The organism is Streptomyces sp. NPDC005931, from assembly GCF_042871235.1.
Classification (GTDB): domain Bacteria; phylum Actinomycetota; class Actinomycetes; order Streptomycetales; family Streptomycetaceae; genus Streptomyces.
The window spans coordinates 266,750-286,359 of the sequence record NZ_JBIAIG010000005.1 but is presented as its reverse complement, the minus strand read 5'-3'; the positions used below and the strand labels follow the sequence as shown (position 1 = coordinate 286,359).

The 19,610-nt window shown below is 73.2% G+C and carries 14 protein-coding genes and 1 pseudogene; 6 read left to right on the top strand and 9 right to left on the bottom strand.

From position 1 onward, the window contains the following. Window positions 1-399: 399 nt before the first annotated feature. Together ACFYOV_RS15480 and ACFYOV_RS15475 are read left to right on the top strand one after the other, a co-directional pair. Complete coding sequence (locus tag ACFYOV_RS15480; protein WP_389087650.1) at window positions 400-1,011, top strand: dihydrofolate reductase family protein; 612 nt, start codon at window positions 400-402, stop codon at window positions 1,009-1,011. A 102-nt stretch (window positions 1,012-1,113) separates the two neighbouring features. Then, complete coding sequence (locus ACFYOV_RS15475) at window positions 1,114-1,914, top strand: sugar phosphate isomerase/epimerase family protein (protein ID WP_389087648.1); 801 nt, start codon at window positions 1,114-1,116, stop codon at window positions 1,912-1,914. Window positions 1,915-2,128: 214 nt separating this feature from the next. Here ACFYOV_RS15475 and ACFYOV_RS15470 read toward each other — a convergent pair whose 3' ends face one another. After that, window positions 2,129-2,767, bottom strand: a complete 639-nt coding sequence (locus ACFYOV_RS15470) for a GNAT family N-acetyltransferase (RefSeq protein WP_389087646.1) — start codon at window positions 2,765-2,767, stop codon at window positions 2,129-2,131. Then, on the bottom strand, window positions 2,764-3,729 hold the full coding sequence (locus ACFYOV_RS15465; protein ID WP_389087644.1) for an EamA family transporter: 966 nt from the start codon (window positions 3,727-3,729) through the stop codon (window positions 2,764-2,766). Before ACFYOV_RS15465 ends, ACFYOV_RS15470 begins: the two co-directional genes overlap by 4 nt. Before the next feature lie 150 nt (window positions 3,730-3,879). Between ACFYOV_RS15465 and ACFYOV_RS15460 the strand changes: the two genes are divergently transcribed. The 3 genes from ACFYOV_RS15460 to ACFYOV_RS15450 all read left to right on the top strand — a co-directional run bounded on the left by ACFYOV_RS15460 (window position 3,880) and on the right by ACFYOV_RS15450 (window position 8,035). Then, a complete protein-coding gene (locus tag ACFYOV_RS15460; RefSeq protein WP_389087641.1) occupies window positions 3,880-4,827 on the top strand; it encodes a LysR family transcriptional regulator in 948 nt (315 codons plus the stop codon). 538 nt (window positions 4,828-5,365) lie between these two features. After that, a complete protein-coding gene (locus ACFYOV_RS15455) occupies window positions 5,366-7,210 on the top strand; it encodes a glycoside hydrolase family 3 protein (RefSeq protein WP_389087639.1) in 1,845 nt (614 codons plus the stop codon). A 159-nt stretch (window positions 7,211-7,369) separates the two neighbouring features. Further along, window positions 7,370-8,035, top strand: a complete 666-nt coding sequence (locus ACFYOV_RS15450) for a hypothetical protein (protein ID WP_389087637.1) — start codon at window positions 7,370-7,372, stop codon at window positions 8,033-8,035. Here ACFYOV_RS15450 and ACFYOV_RS15445 read toward each other — a convergent pair. The 5 genes and pseudogenes from ACFYOV_RS15445 to ACFYOV_RS15425 form a co-directional block, all read right to left on the bottom strand. Continuing rightward, complete coding sequence (locus ACFYOV_RS15445; RefSeq protein ID WP_389087635.1) at window positions 8,032-9,465, bottom strand: S28 family serine protease; 1,434 nt, start codon at window positions 9,463-9,465, stop codon at window positions 8,032-8,034. The two genes, ACFYOV_RS15450 and ACFYOV_RS15445, sit on opposite strands and share 4 nt — an antisense overlap. Before the next feature lie 145 nt (window positions 9,466-9,610). Beyond that, window positions 9,611-9,997 carry a hypothetical protein gene (locus tag ACFYOV_RS15440; protein WP_389087633.1) on the bottom strand — a complete coding sequence of 129 codons (387 nt, stop codon included), beginning with the start codon at window positions 9,995-9,997 and terminating at the stop codon, window positions 9,611-9,613. Window positions 9,998-10,096: 99 nt separating this feature from the next. Then, entirely contained in the window at window positions 10,097-13,861 is a 3,765-nt protein-coding gene (locus tag ACFYOV_RS15435; RefSeq protein WP_389087630.1) for an ABC transporter ATP-binding protein, read from the bottom strand. Window positions 13,862-13,956: 95 nt separating this feature from the next. Continuing rightward, window positions 13,957-14,977 (bottom strand): annotated as a pseudogene (locus ACFYOV_RS15430) (esterase-like activity of phytase family protein). A gap of 59 nt (window positions 14,978-15,036) precedes the next feature. Beyond that, window positions 15,037-15,888 carry a serine hydrolase gene (locus tag ACFYOV_RS15425; protein ID WP_389087628.1) on the bottom strand — a complete coding sequence of 284 codons (852 nt, stop codon included), beginning with the start codon at window positions 15,886-15,888 and terminating at the stop codon, window positions 15,037-15,039. A gap of 159 nt (window positions 15,889-16,047) precedes the next feature. On the opposite strand from ACFYOV_RS15425, the gene ACFYOV_RS15420 reads away from it, so the two are divergent. Continuing rightward, entirely contained in the window at window positions 16,048-16,851 is an 804-nt protein-coding gene (locus ACFYOV_RS15420) for an endonuclease I family protein (RefSeq protein WP_389087625.1), read from the top strand. A gap of 52 nt (window positions 16,852-16,903) precedes the next feature. Here the strand turns inward: ACFYOV_RS15420 and ACFYOV_RS15415 are convergent, their stop codons facing one another. After that, window positions 16,904-18,589, bottom strand: a complete 1,686-nt coding sequence (locus ACFYOV_RS15415) for a thiamine pyrophosphate-binding protein (RefSeq protein ID WP_389087623.1) — start codon at window positions 18,587-18,589, stop codon at window positions 16,904-16,906. Then, window positions 18,586-19,566 carry an agmatinase gene (speB, locus tag ACFYOV_RS15410; protein ID WP_389087620.1) on the bottom strand — a complete coding sequence of 327 codons (981 nt, stop codon included), beginning with the start codon at window positions 19,564-19,566 and terminating at the stop codon, window positions 18,586-18,588. Before speB ends, ACFYOV_RS15415 begins: the two co-directional genes overlap by 4 nt. Window positions 19,567-19,610: the final 44 nt, after the last annotated feature.

Sequence of the window (19,610 nt, the reverse complement as noted above, 5' to 3'; positions counted from 1 at the left end):
GGGCGTCGGGCGGGGCGGAACGGCTCGCCTCCTGACGGGCCGCTTCGCCGTGCTCCCTGGGACGCGGCTCTCCCCACCCCCTCACGTCCCGGTGGGTCTCGGCTCCTCACGGCACTTCCCGCTCTTCCGGGGCCCGGGCGCCTCACGGCGCGGGAGCCCGGCGCCTGACGGCTCCCGTCGGTTCCTCTCCGGCACCTGTCGTCTCCCTGTCCGGCAGCTGTCAGCTCCTCTCCAGCACTCCGCTCAGCTCCTCTCCGGCTGTCGGCGCCCCTCCGGCTGGTGGCGCCCTCCGGCTTTCTCGGCACTCACGGGCGAATTGCCGTGGAGGCGATGAGTTCCGGCGCTAGCGTCGGTCTGTAGTTGCGTTCATCGTCAGAGCAAGCCGGCAGGAGCAGTTCCATGCGCATCGTGATCACCGAGTTCATCAGCCTCGACGGCGTCGTGCAGGCCCCCGGTGGCCCCCAGGAGGACACCGACGGTGGGTTCGCGCACGGGGGTTGGTCGCACCCGTACTTCGACCCGGAGGTGCTCGGCGGTGCCTTCGACGCGGGGATCCAGAACGCCGAGGCGCTGCTGTTCGGGCGGCGGACCTGGCAGACGATGGCCGGGGCGTGGCCCGAGCGCGCCGGGGACCCGTTCGCCGACCGGATGAACAGCCTGCCGAAGTACGTCGTGTCCGGCACGCTCGGCGAGTCGGACCTGACCTGGAACAACTCCCGCCTCATCCCCGCCGGGGAGGCCGTCGGCCGCATCCGTGAGCTGCGCGCGACCGAGGGCGGCGACCTGGCGATGATGGGCAGCCCCACGCTCGTCCGCACGCTCCTGAGCGAGGACCTGGTCGACGAGCTCCAGCTGATCGTCATGCCGGTGATCCTCGGCGGCGGCAAGTCGATTTTCCCCACGGACGGCTCCAAGCACCCCTTCGAGCTGGTCTCCACCACGACCGCCAAGACGGGCGCGCAGGTGTGCGTGTACCGCCCCGCCCGTGTGACGGCGTCCGACGAGGGCTGACCGGTGTGCCGGCCCGGGTGGGACGGGGCCCGGGGGCCGGAGCCGCGACACCCGGGCGCGGAGGAGGAGTGACCGGCGGGGTCCCGGGTAGGGTCCGTCCACATGAAGCTGGCGTTCTCCACCCTCGGCGTCCCCGGCATGCCTCTCACCGACGTGCTGCGCCTCGCGACCGCGCACGGCTACCACGGCATCGAACTGCGCGCCCACCCCGAGGAACCGGTCCATCCGGATCTCACACCTTCCGAACGGGCCGATGTGGCGGCCGCGTTCAAGTCGGCCGGCGTCGAGGTGCTGGGGGTCGCCGGATACACCCGGGTCGCCGCGCCCGGTGACGACGAGCCCGTCCTCGCCGAGCTCCGTTCCCTCCTGGACCTCGCACGCGACCTGGGCGCTCCCTTCGTCCGGGTGCTCCCCGGCGGCGACCCCGGCCAGAGCCCCGAGGAGGCCGACGCGACGGCCGCCCGGCGGCTGGGCACGGCCGCCGAGTACGCCACGGACCTCGGAGTGCGCGTCCTGCTGGAGACCCATGACTCCCACCGCACCGCCGCCGACGCGATGCGGGTCCTCGGGCTGGTGGGGCACCGCCAGGTCGGCGCCCTGTGGGACGTGATGCACACCTGGCTGGGCGGTGAGCAGCCGGCCGAGAGCTTCGCGGCCCTCTCCCCGCACCTCGGCTACGTCCAGGTCAAGGACATCGCCTCCGCCGATGACCCGACACCGCTCGCGCTCGGCGCCGGCGTTCTCCCGCTGACCGACTGCGTGGAGGTCCTCTCCCGCCACGGCTGGGACGGCTGGCTCTGCTGGGAGTACGAGAAGCGCTGGCACGAGAACGCCGCCCCGCTCCCCGACCTCCTCGCCCCCGGCCGTGACCACCTGGCCCGCCTGCTCAACGAATCGGCCTGAGAGAAGCCGCCGGACGACGACCGCGGCGGCCGCCCCGGCGACCGTCAGCGGTGATCGGCGCGCCGCTGTGCCTGCCGGCGGTGGTGCACGTCGCCACGAGCACCCCGGAGCCGCGCGACGGCGGCCCGGAGACGACGTGGGCCAGCGGCCGCCCGTAAGCCCACGGCCGCCGACCGCGCCCGCCCCGGGGCACGCCGTACACGCCCGCCCGGTGTCACGCCGTCCGTGCCGCCGCCGACCACCGTGCCACCCGCTCCCTCAGCCGGCGCCGGCACTCCGGCCACTCCTCGGTCGTGATCGAGTAGACCGCGGAGTCGCGCAGGCGGCCCTCCTCGCCCGGCACCCAGGAGCGGGACCAGTTGCGCAGGACGCCCTCGAAGCGGGCACCCGTGCGTTCGATCGCCGTGCGGGAGCGGGTGTTGCGAGCGTCCGTCTTCAGGTCGACGCGCGCGACGTCCCACCGCTCGAAGGCGTGCCCGAAGAGCAGCAGCTTGGACTCGGCGTTCAGGCCGGTGCCCTGGGCCGAGCGGGCGAGCCAGGTGAAGCCGACCTCGATGGCGTCGAGCCGGTCGTCGCTGACCCAGCTGCGGGGCTCCCAGTACGAGGTGGCGCCCACCGCCCGGCCCGTGGCGAGCGACACCTGGGCGTAGGGGGCCAGCCGGCCGGTGGCCGCGCGGGCGAGCTGGGCGTCGACGTAGGCGCCGACCTCGTCGGACCTCGGCACCCAGGTGTACGCGTAGGTGTCCCGGTCCTCCTCCGCCGCCACCGCGAGATCGGCCGTGTGCCGCTGCTCCAGCGGCTCCAGACGCACCAAGGCGCCTTCGAGGACCGGCCCTTCCAGGGTGAAACTCACCGTGCGCTCTCCTCCGCGGTCGCTCCTACGCTCGTGGCACGACGGGAGTCTCGCGCAAGGGACCCGGCCCGTCGAACGAGTTCTGCGCTCCCCGTGGCCGCCTGCCGCCGCCGGGGCGTGACCGAGGCCAGCGCCACCCCGCCCACCAGCAGCGCCGCGGCCCCCCAGCGCAGCGGGGTCACCGACTCGCCCAGGAACAGCGCGGCCGACGACATGCCGAACACCGGGACGAGCAGCGAGAAGGGCGCGACCGTGGACGCGGGGTGGCGGCGCAGCAGCAGGCCCCAGGCGCCGAAGCCGAACACCGTGGTGATCCAGGCGACGTAGAGCACCGTGCCGGCGCCCTGCCAGTCCAGCCCGCGCAGCGCCTCCAGGTCCCGCGAAGGGCCCTCCACCAGGAGGGAGAGGGCCAGCAGGGGCAGGACCGGAACGGTGCTGACCCACACCATGAAGTTCAGCGCGTCCGGGGGTGCGGCCCTGCGGGTCAGCACGTTCGAAACGCCCCAGCAGGCCGCCGCCGCGACGACCAGGGCGAAGGCGCCGAGCGGGCCCGAGGCGCCCTCGTCGACGGCCGCGACACCGATGCCGGCGAGGGCCACCGCCATGCCCACCAGCCGGATCCCGGCGGGGCGTTCACCGAGGACCGCGAAGGCGAACAGGGCGGTGAACACCGCCTGGATCTGGAGCACCAGGGAGGACAGCCCGGCGGGCATCCCCGCATCCATCCCGACGAACAGCAGCCCGAACTTGGCCACGCCCAGCACCAGTCCGACCGCCACGATCCACTTCCAGGCGACCTTCGGGCGGCCGACGAGGAACACGGCCGGGACGGCGGCCGCGAGGAAGCGGAGGGCGGAGAAGAGCAGGGGCGGGAAGTGGTCGAGGCCGAGTTCGATGACCGTGAAGTTCACCCCCCAGACGGCGGCGACGAGGACGGCGAGCAGGACGTGGGAAGGGCGCATGCGTCGAGGATCACCGCCCGGAACCCTTCAGCACCAGCGACGATTCCTGCATGGTTGGATGAAGCACGTCTAATCGGTCGCGCCCGGGGATCCGGTCGGCCACGTCATACGGGTACGCACGCGCCGCCGAGCGAGAAGGAGCCGCCGTCCATGCTCGACCTCCAGCGGCTCCGCGCCCTGCACGCCATCTCGGTCCACGGCACCGTCGGTGCCGCCGCCGCGGCCCTCGGATACACCTCCTCCGCCGTGTCCCAGCAGATCGCCAAGCTGGAGCGGGAGACCCGGACCGTGCTCCTCGAGCGCGAGGGCCGAGGCGTGCGGCTCACCGACGAGGCGCATCAACTGGTGGCAGCGGCTCAGGAGTTGCTGGCGATCGTGGAGCGGGCGGAGACCGAGCTGGAGGAGCGGCGCGGGGTTCCCGCGGGCCGGCTGACCATCGCGGCCTTCGCGTCGGCGGCGCGCGGGCTGATGCCCTCCGTGCTGGCCGACCTGGCCCGGCGGCATCCCGCACTCGACACCCGGCTCACCGAGATCGACCCGCACCTGTCGGTGGACCTGGTCGCGAAGGGCGCGGTCGACCTCGTCGTCGCGCACGACTGGGACATCGCGCCACTGCCCGCCCCGGCGGGGGTGGAGCAGGCGGTCGTCGGGGACGACCTGTGCGATCTGCTCGTCCCGGAGGGGCACCCCTTCGCCGGCCGTACGGCGGTGCGGCGGGAGGAGCTGGGCGGTGAGCGGTGGATCTGCCAGCCGCCGGGGCGGGTCTGCCACGAGTGGCTGGTGCGCACCCTGCGCGCGGCCGGTCACGAGCCGGACATCGTGCACCAGGCCGATGAGAACCCCACCCTGGTCGCCCTGGTCGCCGCCGGACTCGGTATCGCGCTGATCCCCCGGCTCGGGCGGGGCCCGCTTCCCGCGGGGGTGGTGGAGGTGCCGCTCGACCCCATGCCCGTCCGGCGGTTGTACGCGCTGTGGCGCGCGGGCGCGGCGCGGCGTCCGGCGATCGCGGAGACGGTGCGGACCCTGCGCGGCCACTGGCCCGAGGTGGCGGCGCACACCCGCGGCCGACCGGGGGCGGCACCGGGGTCGCCCGCGTAGCCGCCCGCGGCACTCCTCCCGTCCCGCGGGTCCCCCTCGTACCGACTCCGGGAAGCTGCCCCCGCATACGGGAACCCGTCCCCGTCCGCGTCCGTCCAACCCGCGGTTGCCGGACGAGTCCCCGTGGTGCGGTGTGGGGGGGGGGGGGGGGGGGGCCGCGGGGCCGCCCCCCCCCCCCCCCCCCCCCCCCCCCCCCGCCCCCCCCCCCCGCCCCCCCCCCCCCCCCCCCCCCCCCCCCCCCCCCCCCCCCCCGGGGCCCCCCCGCCCCGCCCGCGCCCCCCCCCCGGGGGGGGGGGGGGCGGCCCGGGGGGGGGGGGGGGCGCCCCCGGGCGCCGGCGCCCGCCCCCCGACCCACCCTCTCCGCCGTGCCGCGGCCGGCAGCACGCCGCCGTCGGCGCGCCCCCCTCCCATGCGCCGGCGGCGGCCCCTCGTTGGGTACCGTGCGTTCCCTTGACTGGCAGAAACTTCCCGGATATTGGTGACCACCTGGAAGTTTCCTTCAGCGGATCCCCGCGGATCACCTCCCAAAGGAGCGCACGTGCCCGACAGCAGCACGGGAAGCATGGGAAACACCGCACATCCGTCCAGACGCACCGTCCTCGCCGCGACGGCGGGCGTCACCACCGCCCTGGCGGTCGGCGGCACCGCCCGGGCCGGCACCGGGGCCGCCGCCCCCGACGACACGAAGCTCCGGGCGCTCGTCTCCCGGATGACCCTCGAGGAGAAGGTCGGCCAGCTGTTCGTCATGCGGGTGTACGGCCACTCGGCCACCGCCCCCGACCAGGCCGACATCGACGCCAACCTCAAGGAGATCGGCGTCCGGACGGCCGCCGAGCTGCTCGCCAGGTACCGGGTCGGCGGCATCATCTACTTCTCCTGGGCGCACAACACCCGCGACCCGCACCAGATCGCCGACCTGTCCGACGGCATCCAGAGGGCGTCCCTCCAGCTGCCGCGCGGCCTGCCGGTGCTCATCTCCACCGACCAGGAGCACGGCATCGTCGCCCGCGTCGGCAAACCGGCGACCCTGTTCCCGGGGGCGATGGCCATGGGCGCGGGAGGTTCGCGGTCCGACGCCCGCACCCTCGGCCGGATCGCCGGGCGCGAGCTGCGCGCCCTGGGCATCCGTCAGGACTACGCGCCGGTGGCCGACGTGAACGTCAACCCGGCCAACCCGGTCATCGGCGTGCGGTCCTTCGGCGCCGACCCGGAGGCGGTGGCCGCGCTGGTCGCCGCCGAGGTGACCGGGTACCAGCGCTCGGGGGTCGCGGCCACCGCCAAGCACTTCCCCGGGCACGGCGACACCGCCGTCGACAGCCACACCGGCCTGCCGGTCATCACGCACAGCCGTGAGCAGTGGGAGGCGCTGGACGCGCCGCCGTTCCGGGCGGCGATCGAGGCGGGCATCGACTCCCTCATGACCGCCCACCTGGTGGTCCCGGCGCTCGACGGCTCCGGCGACCCGGCCACCCTCTCCCACCCGATCCTCACCGGCATCCTGCGCGAGGAGCTGGGCTACGACGGGGTGGTGGTCACCGACTCCCTCGGCATGGAGGGCGTGCGGACCAAGTACGGCGACGACCGGGTACCGGTACTGGCGCTGAAGGCGGGCGTGGACCAACTGCTCAACCCGCCCTCCCTGGAGGTGGCCTGGAACGCGGTCCTGGAGGCCGTCCGGGACGGCGAGCTCACCGAGTCCCGGCTCGACGAGTCGATCCTGCGCATCCTGCGGCTGAAGGCGAGGCTCGGCCTGTTCAGGCAGCCCTACGTCGGCCAGGACGGTGTCGACCGCGCGGTCGGTGTCCGGGCCCACCTCACGGCGGCCGACCGGATCGCCGAGCGCACCACCACCCTGCTGGTCAACGAAGGCGGACTGCTGCCGCTGTCCCGGCGCCGGCAGCCGAGACTGCTCGTCGTCGGCGCCGACCCGGCCTCCCCCTCCGGCACCACCGGACCGCCGACCGCGGTGCTCGCGGGCGCGCTGGGCGAGCTGGGCTTCACGGCGACCGCGATGTCCACCGGCACCGCGCCCTCGGCCTCGGCCGTCGCGCGGGCGGTCGCGGCGGCGCGGGAGGCGGACGCGGTGGTGGCCGGGACGTACAACGTCACGGCGGGCAGCGGCCAGCGGCGACTGGTGGAAGCCCTGCTGGCAACCGGCACGCCGGTGGTGGCGGTGGCGGTCCGCAACCCCTACGACGTGGCCCAGCTGCCCGGCGTACCGGCGTACCTCGCGACCTACTCCTGGACCGACGTCGAACTGCGGGCCGCGGCACGGGTCATCGCGGGCCGGGTGGCGCCGCGCGGGAGGCTGCCGGTGCCGGTGCAGCGGGCGGACGACCCGGCGGCGGTGCTGTATCCCGTAGGGCACGGGCTGACGTACTAGACGCGGCACGTCCGCCCGGCGTCACGGGCGTGGCCGTCGGACGTAGTGCCCGTACGTCACGCACCCGGAGCGGCACCACCAGGGTGCGCAAAGCGCCCCACATGTCTGGCGTGACCCGGTTCGCGGGGTCACGCTGGACGGGGTGTTCGGGGGGATGACATGCAGGTGAGAAGGTCGCTCGGCGCGGTGTGCGCGGTCACGGCGCTGTCCGCGGCCCTGCTGACGGGCTGCCAGAGCCCGCCGGGCGGCGACCGCGCGGAGATCACCCGCCCGAGCGGGCGGTCCACGGTCTCCCCCGGACCGGCCCGGCCGACCGGGTACGGAGCGGTGTTCCTCGCGGTCGACGAGTGCAGTTCCTTCGGCCGGACCAGCTTCACCGAGGTGCCGTGCACCAGCGAGCGGGCGGCGGCCCGGGTGATCGCCCGCCACGACGGCACCGCCCGCGAGGGGCCGCCCTGCCCGCCGACGACGGACTTCGTGCTGCACATCAGCGAGCAGCGCCCCTCCTCCGACGAGGACGGCGACGGCACGGTCCCGCGCGGCTACGCCTGCATGCGCAACCTCCAGCCGCCGCACCCGGGCGACCCCGGTGGCGGGGGCGGGCCGCGCACCGTGGTCGGCGACTGCGTGTACGGCCTGGGCGGCGGCCGGGTGCGCGAGACCGCGTGTGACGGCACGGGCGGGAGGAGGCCGGAGTACCGGGTGACGAAGGCCGTGAACACCAGGTCCGACTGCCCGGCGTCCACGGCCCTCTACGTCCGGCTCGGTGGCCCGTCACCGGTGGGCTGTGCCCGTCCGGTGTCCTCCCGCGTCACGCCCCGCTAGGGACGCAGCACGCGCTCCTTCTCCACGTCCTGCCGGTCGAGCTTGGCGTCGAACCCGGCCAGCGGCCTGGCCGCCGCCGGGTTCTCCCGCACCGTGCTCGGGGTGACGTCCGCCCAGTCGAGGATGCGGGCCGTGGCGAGGGCCTTCTCCTCGGGGACGAGCCCGGCCACGTTGGCGCCGTGGTTCATGCCGGGGGCGGTCAGGACGTAGGAGTCACGCGCGCCGCGGCCCAGCCGGAACGGCTCGGCGCCCCACGGGTCGTTCTCGCCGTAGACGAACAGCATCTGCCGGGCGTTGTCGCGCACCCAGCGGTCGACGTCGCGCATGACCCACGGCTCGAACCGCATCGGGATCGAGCGGGGGACGAAGTGGCGCGGCGGCTGGTAGCCGTAGCGGACGTACTGCTTCTCGATGTGCGGGAACCGGATGGTCGGCGCGCCCAACTGGGTGCCGGCCTGGTAGTAGTACGGCGTGTAGGGGCTCAGGCCCTGGTCCGTGTAGAACGAGAAACCGGAGATCGTGTCGATCGAGGTCCAGATCTCGTCGTCGGTGGCGTTCTTTGCGTCCGCCGGGATCTGCTCGCAGTCCTTCAGGGTGCTGTACTGCCAGAAGCCCCACACGTAGTCGAGGACGACGGCCTCGAAGGCGCGGTCGAGGCTGCCGATGGTGTCGAAGGTGTAGCCGTTCTCGGCGGCGTATGCCTCGTACTTCTTCTCCAGCGGCTCGCGGCGCACCAGCGCCTCGCGCTGCACCGCGTTCAGCCGGTCGCGGCACTCCTTGGTGCCGACGGTCGCGAAGAAGCGGTCGTAGGCGGAGTCCTCCTTGTTGACCACGTCGTTGGGGGCGACATAGGCGACGACGCCGTCCATGTCCCGCGGGTAGAAGCGCTCGTAGTAGGTGGCGGTCATGCCGCCCTTGGAGCCGCCGGTGGAGATCCAGTTCTGGGTGTAGATCTTCTTCAGGGCCTTGAAGATGCGGTGCTGGTCGCTGGCGGCCTGCCAGATGTCCAGCTTGGACCAGTCGGCCGGCTCGGGCCGGGACGGGGTGAAGAAGCGGTACTCCATGGAGACCTGGTTGCCGTCCACGATCTGGGTCGGCTCGCTGCGGCGGGGCGTGGTGGAGACGCTGTAGCCGCTGGTGTGGAAGACGGTCGGCCGTGCGGTGTCCTTGTGCAGCACGGTGATCCGCTGCTGGAACGTGCCCTCGGCGGGGCTGCGGTGGTCGACCGGCTGCGTGTAGTTGAGGACGAAGAAGCGGTACCCGGGGTACGGCTTCTCCTCGACCAGGCTCATGCCCGGGACGGAGAGCAGTCTCTCCTTGATGTCAGTGCTGCCGGTGGCGTCCGGCTCGGCGGCGGTGGCCGCCCCCGCCGTACTCAGTGTGCCTATGAGCACCGTGAGCGCCAGCAGCCATCTGAGCGCCTTGCGCATGCGCACTCCCCTGTGAGACAGATGTGCGCCGGAAGCTAGCGGACCAACTCCCGGCAGCACCAGGGGACCTAGGGGAAACCCTCGGTGCTGCGCGCACATGCGAGGGGTCGCGAGTCGGCCCATCCCCGGTGTGGGACGGGCGAGTTCAGCACAGGATCCAGCCGGAGTTGATCGAGCCGCCGCCGACCCTGCCCTTCACCCACACGCAGCGCCGCCCGGCGTGCACGGTCACCGGTCCGGCGTGGTGGCGGTAGCGGCCCTCGTCGGCGACCGGCCGGCCGCCGCGGGCGCGGACGCTCACCATCATCTTCCGTACGGGGCCGGGCTTCTTGGCGAGGGTGACGGCGCAGACGTAGCCGCCGCGCTTGTACACCTCCACGGCGCCGGTGGAGAACGGCAGGGTGCGGACCTTGCGTCCGGCACAGTGCGACGCGGCGTGCGCGTCCGTCGGCGCGGCGACGGCCAGCAGCCCGGAGGCGGTCAGTACGGCCAGACCGAGCGCGAACCGCCGGCGTATCGCTCCACTGCCCAATGCCGTTCCTCCCCAAGCGCACGTGCCGCGACCAACGACGTACGGGTGTACGGACGCATGACGTACACCGGATGGTTGCGCACCCGTGACACACCCGGGTCAGGCCACCGCCGGCACGTCCTCCCCCACGAACGTCCGCCACAGCTCGGCGTACGTGCCGTCGCGCCGCAGCAGTTCCTCGTGCGTGCCGTCCTCGGCGACGCGGCCGTGGTCCATCACGATCACCCGGTCGGCGCGTGCGGCGGTGGTCAGGCGGTGGGCGACGACCAGGGTCGTGCGGCGGCCGGCCACACGGTCGGTGGCGTGGTTGACCTGTGCCTCGGTGGCCAGGTCGAGGGCGGCCGTGGCCTCGTCGAGGAGCAGGACGTCGGGGTCGACCAGTTCGGCGCGGGCCAGGGCAACGAGCTGGCGCTGGCCGGCCGAGAGGTTGCGCCCGCGCTCGGCGACCTCGTGCAGGTAACCGCCCTCCAGCGTGGCGATCATCTCGTGCGCCCCGACCGCGCGGGCCGCCGCCTCGACCTCCGCGTCGGTGGCCTCCGGGCGGCCGTAGGCGATGGCGTCGCGGACGGTGCCGGGGAAGAGGTACGCCTCCTGCGGGACGACGCCGAGCCGGTGCCGGTACGCGGTGAGGTCGAGGTCCCGCAGGTCGGTGCCGTCCACGGTGACCCGGCCGGCGGTGGGGTCGTAGAACCGGGCCACCAGCTTGACCAGGGTGGACTTGCCGGCCCCGGTCTCGCCGACGAAGGCGACGGTCTGCCCCGCCGGGATGCGCAGGTCGATCCCTCTCAGCGCCTCCTCGGTGCCGTCGTCGGTCCGGTAGGAGAAGTGCACGTCGTCGAAGGCGATCTCCCCCCGCAGGGAGGGCACGTCCAGCGGCTTGGCGGCGGACCGGGTGGACGTGGGTTCCCGCAGCAGCTCCTGGATGCGGCCGAGGGAGACCGACGCCTGCTGGTAGCCGTCGAAGACCTGGGAGAGCTGCTGCACGGGTGCGAAGAACAGGTCGATGTAGAGCAGGTACGCCACCAGCGCACCGGTCGTCAGCGTCCCGTCGTCCACCCGGGCGCCGCCCACCACGAGCACCCCCACCGCCGCCGCCGAGGACAGGAACTGCACGAACGGGAAGTACACCGAGATCAGCCACTGGCCCCGGATACGGGCGGCACGGTAACCGGCGCTGCGCTCGGCGAACCGCCGCCCGCCGTCCCGCTCGCGCCGGAAGGCCTGGACGATGCGCAGCCCGGACACCGACTCCTGGAGGTCAGCGTTGACCGCCGACACCCGCTCCCGGGCCAGCTCGTACGCCTTCACGCTGGCCCGGCGGAAGAAGTACGTGGCGACGATCAGCAGGGGCAGGGTGGCGAAGACGACGAGCGCGAGCTGCACGTCGATCACCAGCAGGGCGGCCATGATGCCGAAGAAGGTGACCACCGAGACGAACGCCGTGACCAGGCCCGTCTGGAGGAACGTCGACAGCGCGTCGACGTCGGTGGTCATCCGGGTCATGATCCGGCCGGTCAGCTCGCGCTCGTAGTAGTCGAGGCCGAGCCGCTGGAGCTGGGCGAAGATCTTCAGCCGCAGCGCGTAGAGCACGCGTTCGCCGGTGCGCCCGGTCATCCGGGTCTCGCCGATCTGCGCCGCCCACTGGACGGCGACCGTGAGCAGGCCCAGCAGGGAGGCGGCCCAGACCGCGCCGAGGGCCGCCTGGCTGACGCCCTGGTCGATGCCGTGCCGGATCAGCACCGGCAGCAGCAGGCCCATGCCGGCGTCCACGGCGACGAGGCCGAGGCTGACCAGCAGTGCCGTGCCGAAGCCGCGCAGCAGCCGGCGCAGACCGTAGGACCCCTCCGGCCGGACGGCACGCGCCTCGTCCACATCGGGGACGTCGGTCGCCGGGGGCAGGGCCGCCACCTGGGCGAGGAGCTCCGGGGTGGCCGGGGTGCCGGCCAGGGCGGTGTCCTTGGGCTCGCGGTCGCCGGTCCACAGCCGCGGGGTGACCCCGCGCTCGGCGTCGAACTCGGCGTCGAGCTCGGCGCGTACGGAGGTGTCCTCCTCCTGGGGCTCCGCGGGCGGGGTGTGGCCCGGGGAGACGGCGCCGAGCTCGTCGGGGTCGGTGAGCAGCCGGCGGTACAGGGCGCAGCGCCGCTGGAGCTCGTCGTGGGTGCCGAGGTCGGCGAGCCGGCCGCCGTCGAGGACGGCGATGCGGTCGGCGAGGTTGAGGGTGGAGCGTCGGTGGGCGATCAACAGGGTGGTGCGCGCGCCGGCGCTCGTCGAGGGGTGGTCGGGCGACGGACGGGCGGTGCGGCCCCGCATGACGTGCTTGAGCGCCTCGTGGATCTCGTGCTCGACCCGGGCGTCGACGGCGGAGGTCGCGTCGTCCAGGATCAGCAGACGCGGGTCGGTGAGGAGGGCGCGGGCGAGGGCGATGCGCTGGCGCTGGCCGCCGGAGAGGGTCAGGCCGTGCTCGCCGACCGTGGTGTCGTAGCCGTCGGGCAGCTCGGCGATGAACCGGTCGGCCTGGGCCGCGCGGGCGGCGGCCACGATCTGCTCCTCGGTGGCGTCCGGGCGGCCGTAGGCGATGTTGTTGCGGACGGTGTCGGAGAACAGGAAGGAGTCCTCGGGGACCAGTCCGATGGCCGCGCGCAGGGACTCCTGGGTCAGTTCACGCACGTCGTGGCCGCCGACCAGGACGGCGCCGCGGCTGACGTCGTAGAAACGCGGCAGGAGCAGGGAGAGGGTGGACTTGCCGGAGCCGGAGGAGCCGACGACGGCGAGGGTCTCGCCGGGGCGGATCTCGAAGGAGAGGCCGTCCAGGACGGGGTGCTCGGGGTCGTAGCCGAAGGAGACGTCGTCGAACTCGACGGTGGCGGGGGCGTCGGCGGGCAGGTCCCTGGTGCCGTCGGTCATGGACGGCTCGGTGTCGATCAGCTCGAGGACGCGCTCGGTGCCGGCCCGTGCCTGCTGGCCGACGGTGAGGACCACGGCGAGCATCCGGACCGGGCCGACGAGCTGGGCGAGGTAGGTGGAGAAGGCGACGAACGTGCCGAGGGTGATGTGCCCGCGCACCGCCAGCCAGCCGCCCAGCGCCAGCATGGCCACCTGGCCGAGGGCGGGCACGGCCTGGAGGGCGGGGGTGTACCTGGCGTTCAGCCGGACGGTGCGCAGCCGTCCGGCGTACAGCCGCCGGCCGACCTCCCGCAGTTTGCCGGTCTCCTGCTCCTCCTGCCCGAAGCCCTTGACCACGCGGACGCCGCTGACGGCGCCGTCGACCACGCCGGCCACGGCGGCGGCCTGGGCCTGGGCGTACCAGGTGGAGGGGTGCAGCCGGGTGCGGCTGCGCTTGGCGATCCACCACAGGGCCGGGGCGACGGCGAGCGCGACCAGGGTGAGCGGGAGCGACAGCGACGCCATGATCACGAGGGAGATCAGGAAGAGCAGGACGTTGCCGATGGTCATCGGCAGCATGAAGAGCAGGCCCTGGATCAGCTGGAGGTCGCTGGTGGCGCGTCCGACGACCTGCCCGGTGGACAGCTCGTCCTGGCGTCTGCCGTCGAGCCGGGTGATCGTCGCGTACATCTCGGTCCGCAGGTCGTGCTGGACGTCGAGGGCGAGCCGTCCGCCGTAGTAGCGGCGGACGTAGGTCAGGACGTAGACCACGACCGCGGCGCCGATCAGGGCGGCGGCCCAGGGCACCATGGCGCGGCTGTGGTCACCGATCACGTCGTCGATGATCACCTTGGTGATCAGCGGGACCAGCGCCATGACGGCCATGCCGCCCAGTGACGCGCCCAGGGCGAGAACGACGTCCTTGGGATACCGCCAGGCGTATCCGGCCAGTCGCCGTGCCCATCCCCGTTGCGCTGTCACGCGGGTGCCCTCCGTCCGATCCGATGCGGCCGATCGACCTGATCTTCCGGAAGGCACCAACACGGGCGGATGCGGATTTCATCCCTCCGCAAGGGTCACAGGCGTACGCGCAGAGCGTAGAGGCGGGTCGTCTGGGCGGCGTTCTCGTTGTCGTCGCTGACCAGGAGCACCTTCAGGCGGCCGTGGGGGGGCCCCGGCCGGTGATCACCATGCCCTCGATGTTGTCGAGCAGCGGGTTGGGCTGGGGCTGCTGGGCGGTGGCGCCGAGGGAGGGGCAGTCGGCGAGGTCGGCGAGCAGGGTCTTGCCGTACTCGGCGCGGTGGCGTTCGGCCAGTAGAGGCGGACGGTGTTGCCGACACCGGGGGTGTAGCCGCGCTCCAGGACCAGCAGGCGGCCGTCGGGCACGGCGGTGACCTCGGAGACGCCGAGGCCCGGGTCGATCCGGTAGGAGTACTGGTCGCCGAGCCGGAAGCCGCCGTGGGCGGTGCGCCTCCAGGTCTGGAAGCGGACGAGGTCGCCGGGGTCGCCGGCGAGCGGGTACTCCATGGAGGCGAGCAGGGTACGGCCGCCGGGCAGGAGGGTCAGCCCTTCGAAGGTGCCGTTGGCGCGGGCGCGGGTGCGCAGTTCCTCGGGCACGGGGAGGCGGTCGAGGATCTTCCCGTCACGGGAGTGGCGGCGCACGGTGGGCTCGGTCTCGGAGGAGACGAGGGCGGTGCCGTCCCGGTCGACGACCAGTCCCTCGGAGTCGAGGGGGGCGCCGCTCTCGTCGGCGAGCGGGGTCACGCCCCGGGGCCGCAGGGTGCGGGGGTCGAGCCGGAAGAGGGTGGAGCGGTCGGAGAGGGCGGCGAGCGAGCCGGTGGGGGTCCCCCCGCTCGAGCGGAGCCGGGAGTGGGAGTGGTCGACGGCGAGCGCGGAGAGGTTGCCCACGAAGGTGCCGTCATGGGTCGTCTTGTCGAGCGCGTCGGAGAAGCTGTCGATGGAGACGGACGGGGAGCAGGCGTGGTCCGGCCGCCCGCCGGTGGCGTCCGGTCGGGCGCTCGCGGGGCCGGCGGCGGTCAGGCAGCCGGCCGCCACGAGGGCCGCGGTGGCGGTGGCGGTGGCGAGGCGGATTCTCAGGCGCATGGACGTCACCGTAGGGCGGGCCGGTGGCCGGCGGAAGGACGCGTCGTTACGGGTCAACTCGCCGCGAGGTCGCGGTGGATGACTTTGGCCACGGCCTGGATGGTGGATATGCCGTAGTTCATCGTGCTGTTGCCGTGGGAGAGCACCGTGATCACGTAGTCGTGGCCGCCGCCCTTGAAGGTGCCGACGCTGTGCACGCGCCAGCCGTAGGTGGAGCGTTGCAGCCAGCCGTTCTTGACGCCGACGGTCACTCCGGCCGGCACTCCGTACGGGGTGCCCCAGCGCTGCGAGGAGACGACCTGACCCATCAACTTGAGGATGTACGCACGTGAGTTGTCGCTGAGGACCGCGTTGCGGGCGGTGATCAGCTTGAGCAGTTTCTGCTGGTCGGTGACGGTGATCCGGGTGAGGCCCCAGTAACCGTTGGCGCCGGGCACGGTCTGCGTCATGGCGGCGGCGGCGAGGAAACCCTTGATCTTCGTCGTGCCGAGCTGTTTCCACAGGGTGGAGGTCGCGGCGTTGTCCGACGTGGTGATCATGGCCTTGGCGAGGGTCGCCTCGCGGTCGGTCAGATACCGGTTCGTCTTCTTGGCGTCCCACAACAGGGTGGCCAGGACGGTCACCTTGACGACGCTGGCGGAGTCGAAGGGGGTGCTCGCGCGCAGGGTGCAGGTCGTCCCGGTCGTCCGGTCGTACAGGCCGACGGCGACGGTGCCCCCGCGGGTGGCGAGCGCGGCGGTGATGTCCTTCTTCAGCTTCTCGGCGAGGCCGGCCCTGGCCGAGGTGCAAGCCACGGCAGGGGTGACCGCGGCGGCGGGCGCGGCGGCCAGGACGAGCGGCACCAGGACACCGGCGCCCGCGCCTGCCGCCAGCACTCTGGCGCGGCGGGAAATCCCACGATTCATGCAGGGGTTGACCGCCCGGACGGCCGAAACGTTGTAGCGGCCGACGAAGGTTTGTGCGAGTCGTCACCTGTGCGTCGATTTCAAGCCATGGACATGACTGCATGTCCATGCCAGTCTCCTCTGCGCTCCCCGATCAACCCGCGTAGATGGGACCCCCACATGTCTGCCACACGCATACGCGCCCGGAAGCCTGTGGCCCTCGCCACCGCCGCCGTCCTGGCCGCCCTCACCACTCCCGCGCTGACCGCGACCGAGGCGTCGGCGACCACCACGGCGTACGACTCCACGTACTACAGGAACGCCGTCGGCAAGACCGGCTCGAGCCTGAAGTCCGCGCTGAACACCATCATCAGCAACCAGACGAAGCTGTCGTACTCCGCCGTCTGGGAGGCCCTGAAGGTCACCGACCAGGACCCGAACAACAGCAACAACGTGATCCTGCTGTACTCGGGCATCTCCCGCAGCAAGTCCCTCAGCGGCGGCGACACCGGCGACTGGAACCGCGAGCACGTGTGGGCCAAGTCCCACGGCGACTTCGGCACCGCCACCGGCCCCGGCACCGACCTGCACCACCTGCGCCCCGAGGACGTGCAGGTCAACAACATCCGCGGCAACAAGGACTTCGACAACGGCGGCAGCACCTTCACCCACAGCGGCGGCAGCCTGACCGACGCGAACTCCTTCGAACCGCGCGACACGGTCAAGGGCGACGTCGCCCGCATGATCCTCTACATGGCCGTCCGCTACGAGGGCACCGACGGCTGGCCCGACCTGGAGCCCAACGACTCCGTCACCAACGGCACTTCCCCGTACCACGGCCGCCTGGCGGTGCTGAAGCAGTGGCACGAGCAGGACCCGCCCAGCGCCTTCGAGGAGCGGCGCAACGACGTCATCCACACCTCCTACCAGCGCAACCGGAACCCGTTCATCGACCACCCGGAGTGGGTCGAGGCGATCTGGTAGCCGGAGTACGGCCGGGCGTTCGACCCAGGTGCGTCGGCGGGCGGCCGGGTGTTCAGCCCAGGTGCGTCGGCGCGAACATGCGCAGCACCGCCGGGAGCACCACCACCGACGGGCCCGGCGTCGACAGGGCCTCGGCGAGGTCCCGTTCCAGGGTCTCGGGGGTGGTGCGCACCCCGGGCACGCCGAAGGACCGGGCCAGGGCCACGAAGTCCGGGCGGGTCAGCTCCGTCGCCGTGGTCCCGCCGAACGCGTCGGTCATGTACTCGCGCAGGATGCCGTAGCCGCCGTCGTCGACGACGAGCCAGGTGACGTCGAGGTCGTGCTGGCGGGCCGTGGCGAGTTCGGCGACGGAGTACAGGGCGCCACCGTCCCCGGAGACCGCCAGCACCGGGCGGGTGGGGTCGGCGACCGCCGCGCCGAGGGCGGCCGGGAAGCCGTAACCGAGGCCGCCCGCGCCCTGGGCGGAGTGCAGCAGGTTGGGGCCCTTGGCGTCGAAGGCGGACCAGGCCCAGTAGGCCAGGATCGTCATGTCCCAGAAGGAGGGCGAGTCGGCGGGCAGGGCGCGCCGGACCGCGGTCAGCACCCTTTGTTCCAGGGTGAGTTCCTGGGCCCCGATGCGCTCGGCGACCTCGGCCAGCAGCGCGCCGACACGCTCCGGCACCGTCTCGTCCGCGCGCGGCTCGACCGTCTCCAGCAGCGCCTGGAGGGCGAGGCGCGCGTCCGCGTGAATGCCAACGGCCGGGTGGTTGGACTCCAGCTTGCCGAGGTCCGCCTCGATCTGGACCACCCGGCCGCGCGGCCTGAAGGTGTGGTAGTTCGAGGAGAGTTCGCCCAGCCCGGACCCGATCACCAGGAGCACGTCCGCGTCCTCGAGGAAGTCCGTGGTGTGCCGGTCCTCCAGCCACGACCGCAGCGACAGCCGGTGGTTCCAGGGGAACGCGCCCTTGCCGCCGGGGGTGGTGACGACCGGGGCGGAGACCCGCTCGGCGAGCTGCCTCAGCTTGCCCGAGGCGTCCGCACGGATCACGCCGCCGCCCGCGACGATCGCCGGGCGCTCGGCACGGGACAGCAGGTGGGCGGCCAGTGCGATCAGTTCGGGGCGCGGGGGCAGCTCGTCCGGGGTGGCGTCCATCGCCGTGACCACCGGAAGTACCGTCTCCGCGAGCAGCACGTCCTGCGGGATCTCCACCCACACCGGCCCGTGCGGCGCGGTCAGCGCCGACTTCCAGGCCGCCGCGACGGCGGAGGGGATCTGGGAGGCGGCGCGGACCGTGTGGACCGACTTCACCACGCCCCGGAACGAGGCCGCCTGGTCGGGCAGTTCGTGCAGGTAGCCCCGGCGGCCCCCGCCCAGCCCGGCCGTCGGGACCTGGCTGCAGATCGCCAGCACCGGCGCGGAGGCCGCCGCCGCCTCCTGCAGCGCGGGCAGCGACATCAGCGCGCCGGGACCCGTCGACAGCAGCAGCGGGGCCGCCTCGCCGGTGGTCCGGCCGTACGCGTCCGCCGCGAACCCGGCGTTGTTCTCCATCCGCAGGCCGACGTAGCGCAGGTCGGACCGCCGCAGCGCGTCGAACAGGCCGAGGGCGTGCTGGCCGGGCAGGCCGAAGACGGTGGTCGCGCCGAGCCCGGCCAGCGTCTCCACGACCAGGTCCCCGCCGGTGCGGCCGGGAGGAGGGCTGAGGGCGGCCTCCCTCTGCGCGGCGGTGGGGCGGAGCACCAGGTCGTGGTCGTGGGTCACTTGCCCTCGTTCTCCTCACGGGCGGCGGCGATCTGGCGGGACATGATCGTGGTCAGCTCGTACGCCGTGTGGGAAGCGGCGACCGAGGTGATCTCGGCGTGATCGTACGCGGGCGCCACCTCGACGACGTCCGCCGAGACCAGGTTGCAGGAGGCGAGTCCGCGCAGGATCTCCAGCAGCTCGCGGGAGGTCATGCCGCCGGCCTCGGGGGTGCCGGTGCCGGGGGCGTGGGCCGGGTCGAGGCAGTCGATGTCGATGGAGATGTACAGCGGACGGTCGCCGATGCGCTGACGCAGCTGGTCGGCGACCTCGTCGGCGCCGCGCCGGTAGACGTCCGCGGAGGTGACGATGCCGAAGCCCATCTTCTCGTCGTCGGTGAGGTCCTGCTTGCCGTACAGCGGGCCTCGGGTGCCGACGTGGGAGAGGGCGGAGGTGTCGAGGATGCCCTCCTCGACGGCCCGGCGGAACGGCGTGCCGTGGGTGTACTCGGCGCCGAAGTAGGTGTCCCAGGTGTCGAGGTGGGCGTCGAAGTGGAGCAGGGCGACCGGACCGTGCTTCTTGGCGACCGAGCGCAGCAGCGGGAGCGCGATGGTGTGGTCGCCGCCGAGGGTCATCAGCCGGGCGCCGGTGCCGAGCAGCTCGTCGGCGGCGGCCTCCACGGTCTCCACGGCCTCGTTGATGTTGAAGGGGTTCACGGCGATGTCGCCGCCGTCGGCCACCTGCGCGAGGGCGAACGGGGAGGCGTCCTGGGCGGGGTTGTACGGGCGCAGCAGCCGGGACGCCTCGCGGATCGCGTTGCCGCCGAAGCGGGCGCCGGGCCGGTAGGAGACACCCGAGTCGAACGGCACGCCCACGACGGCGACGTCGGCGCGGCCGACCTCGTCGAGGCGCGGCAGCCGGGCGAAGGTGGCGGGGCCGGCGTACCGCGGGACCCGGGAGGAGTCGACGGGGCCGCGGGGCGTCTCGTTGCTGCTCATGAGGGATGCTTTCCTTCGGACGGTGGAGGGGTCGGAGCCGGTCT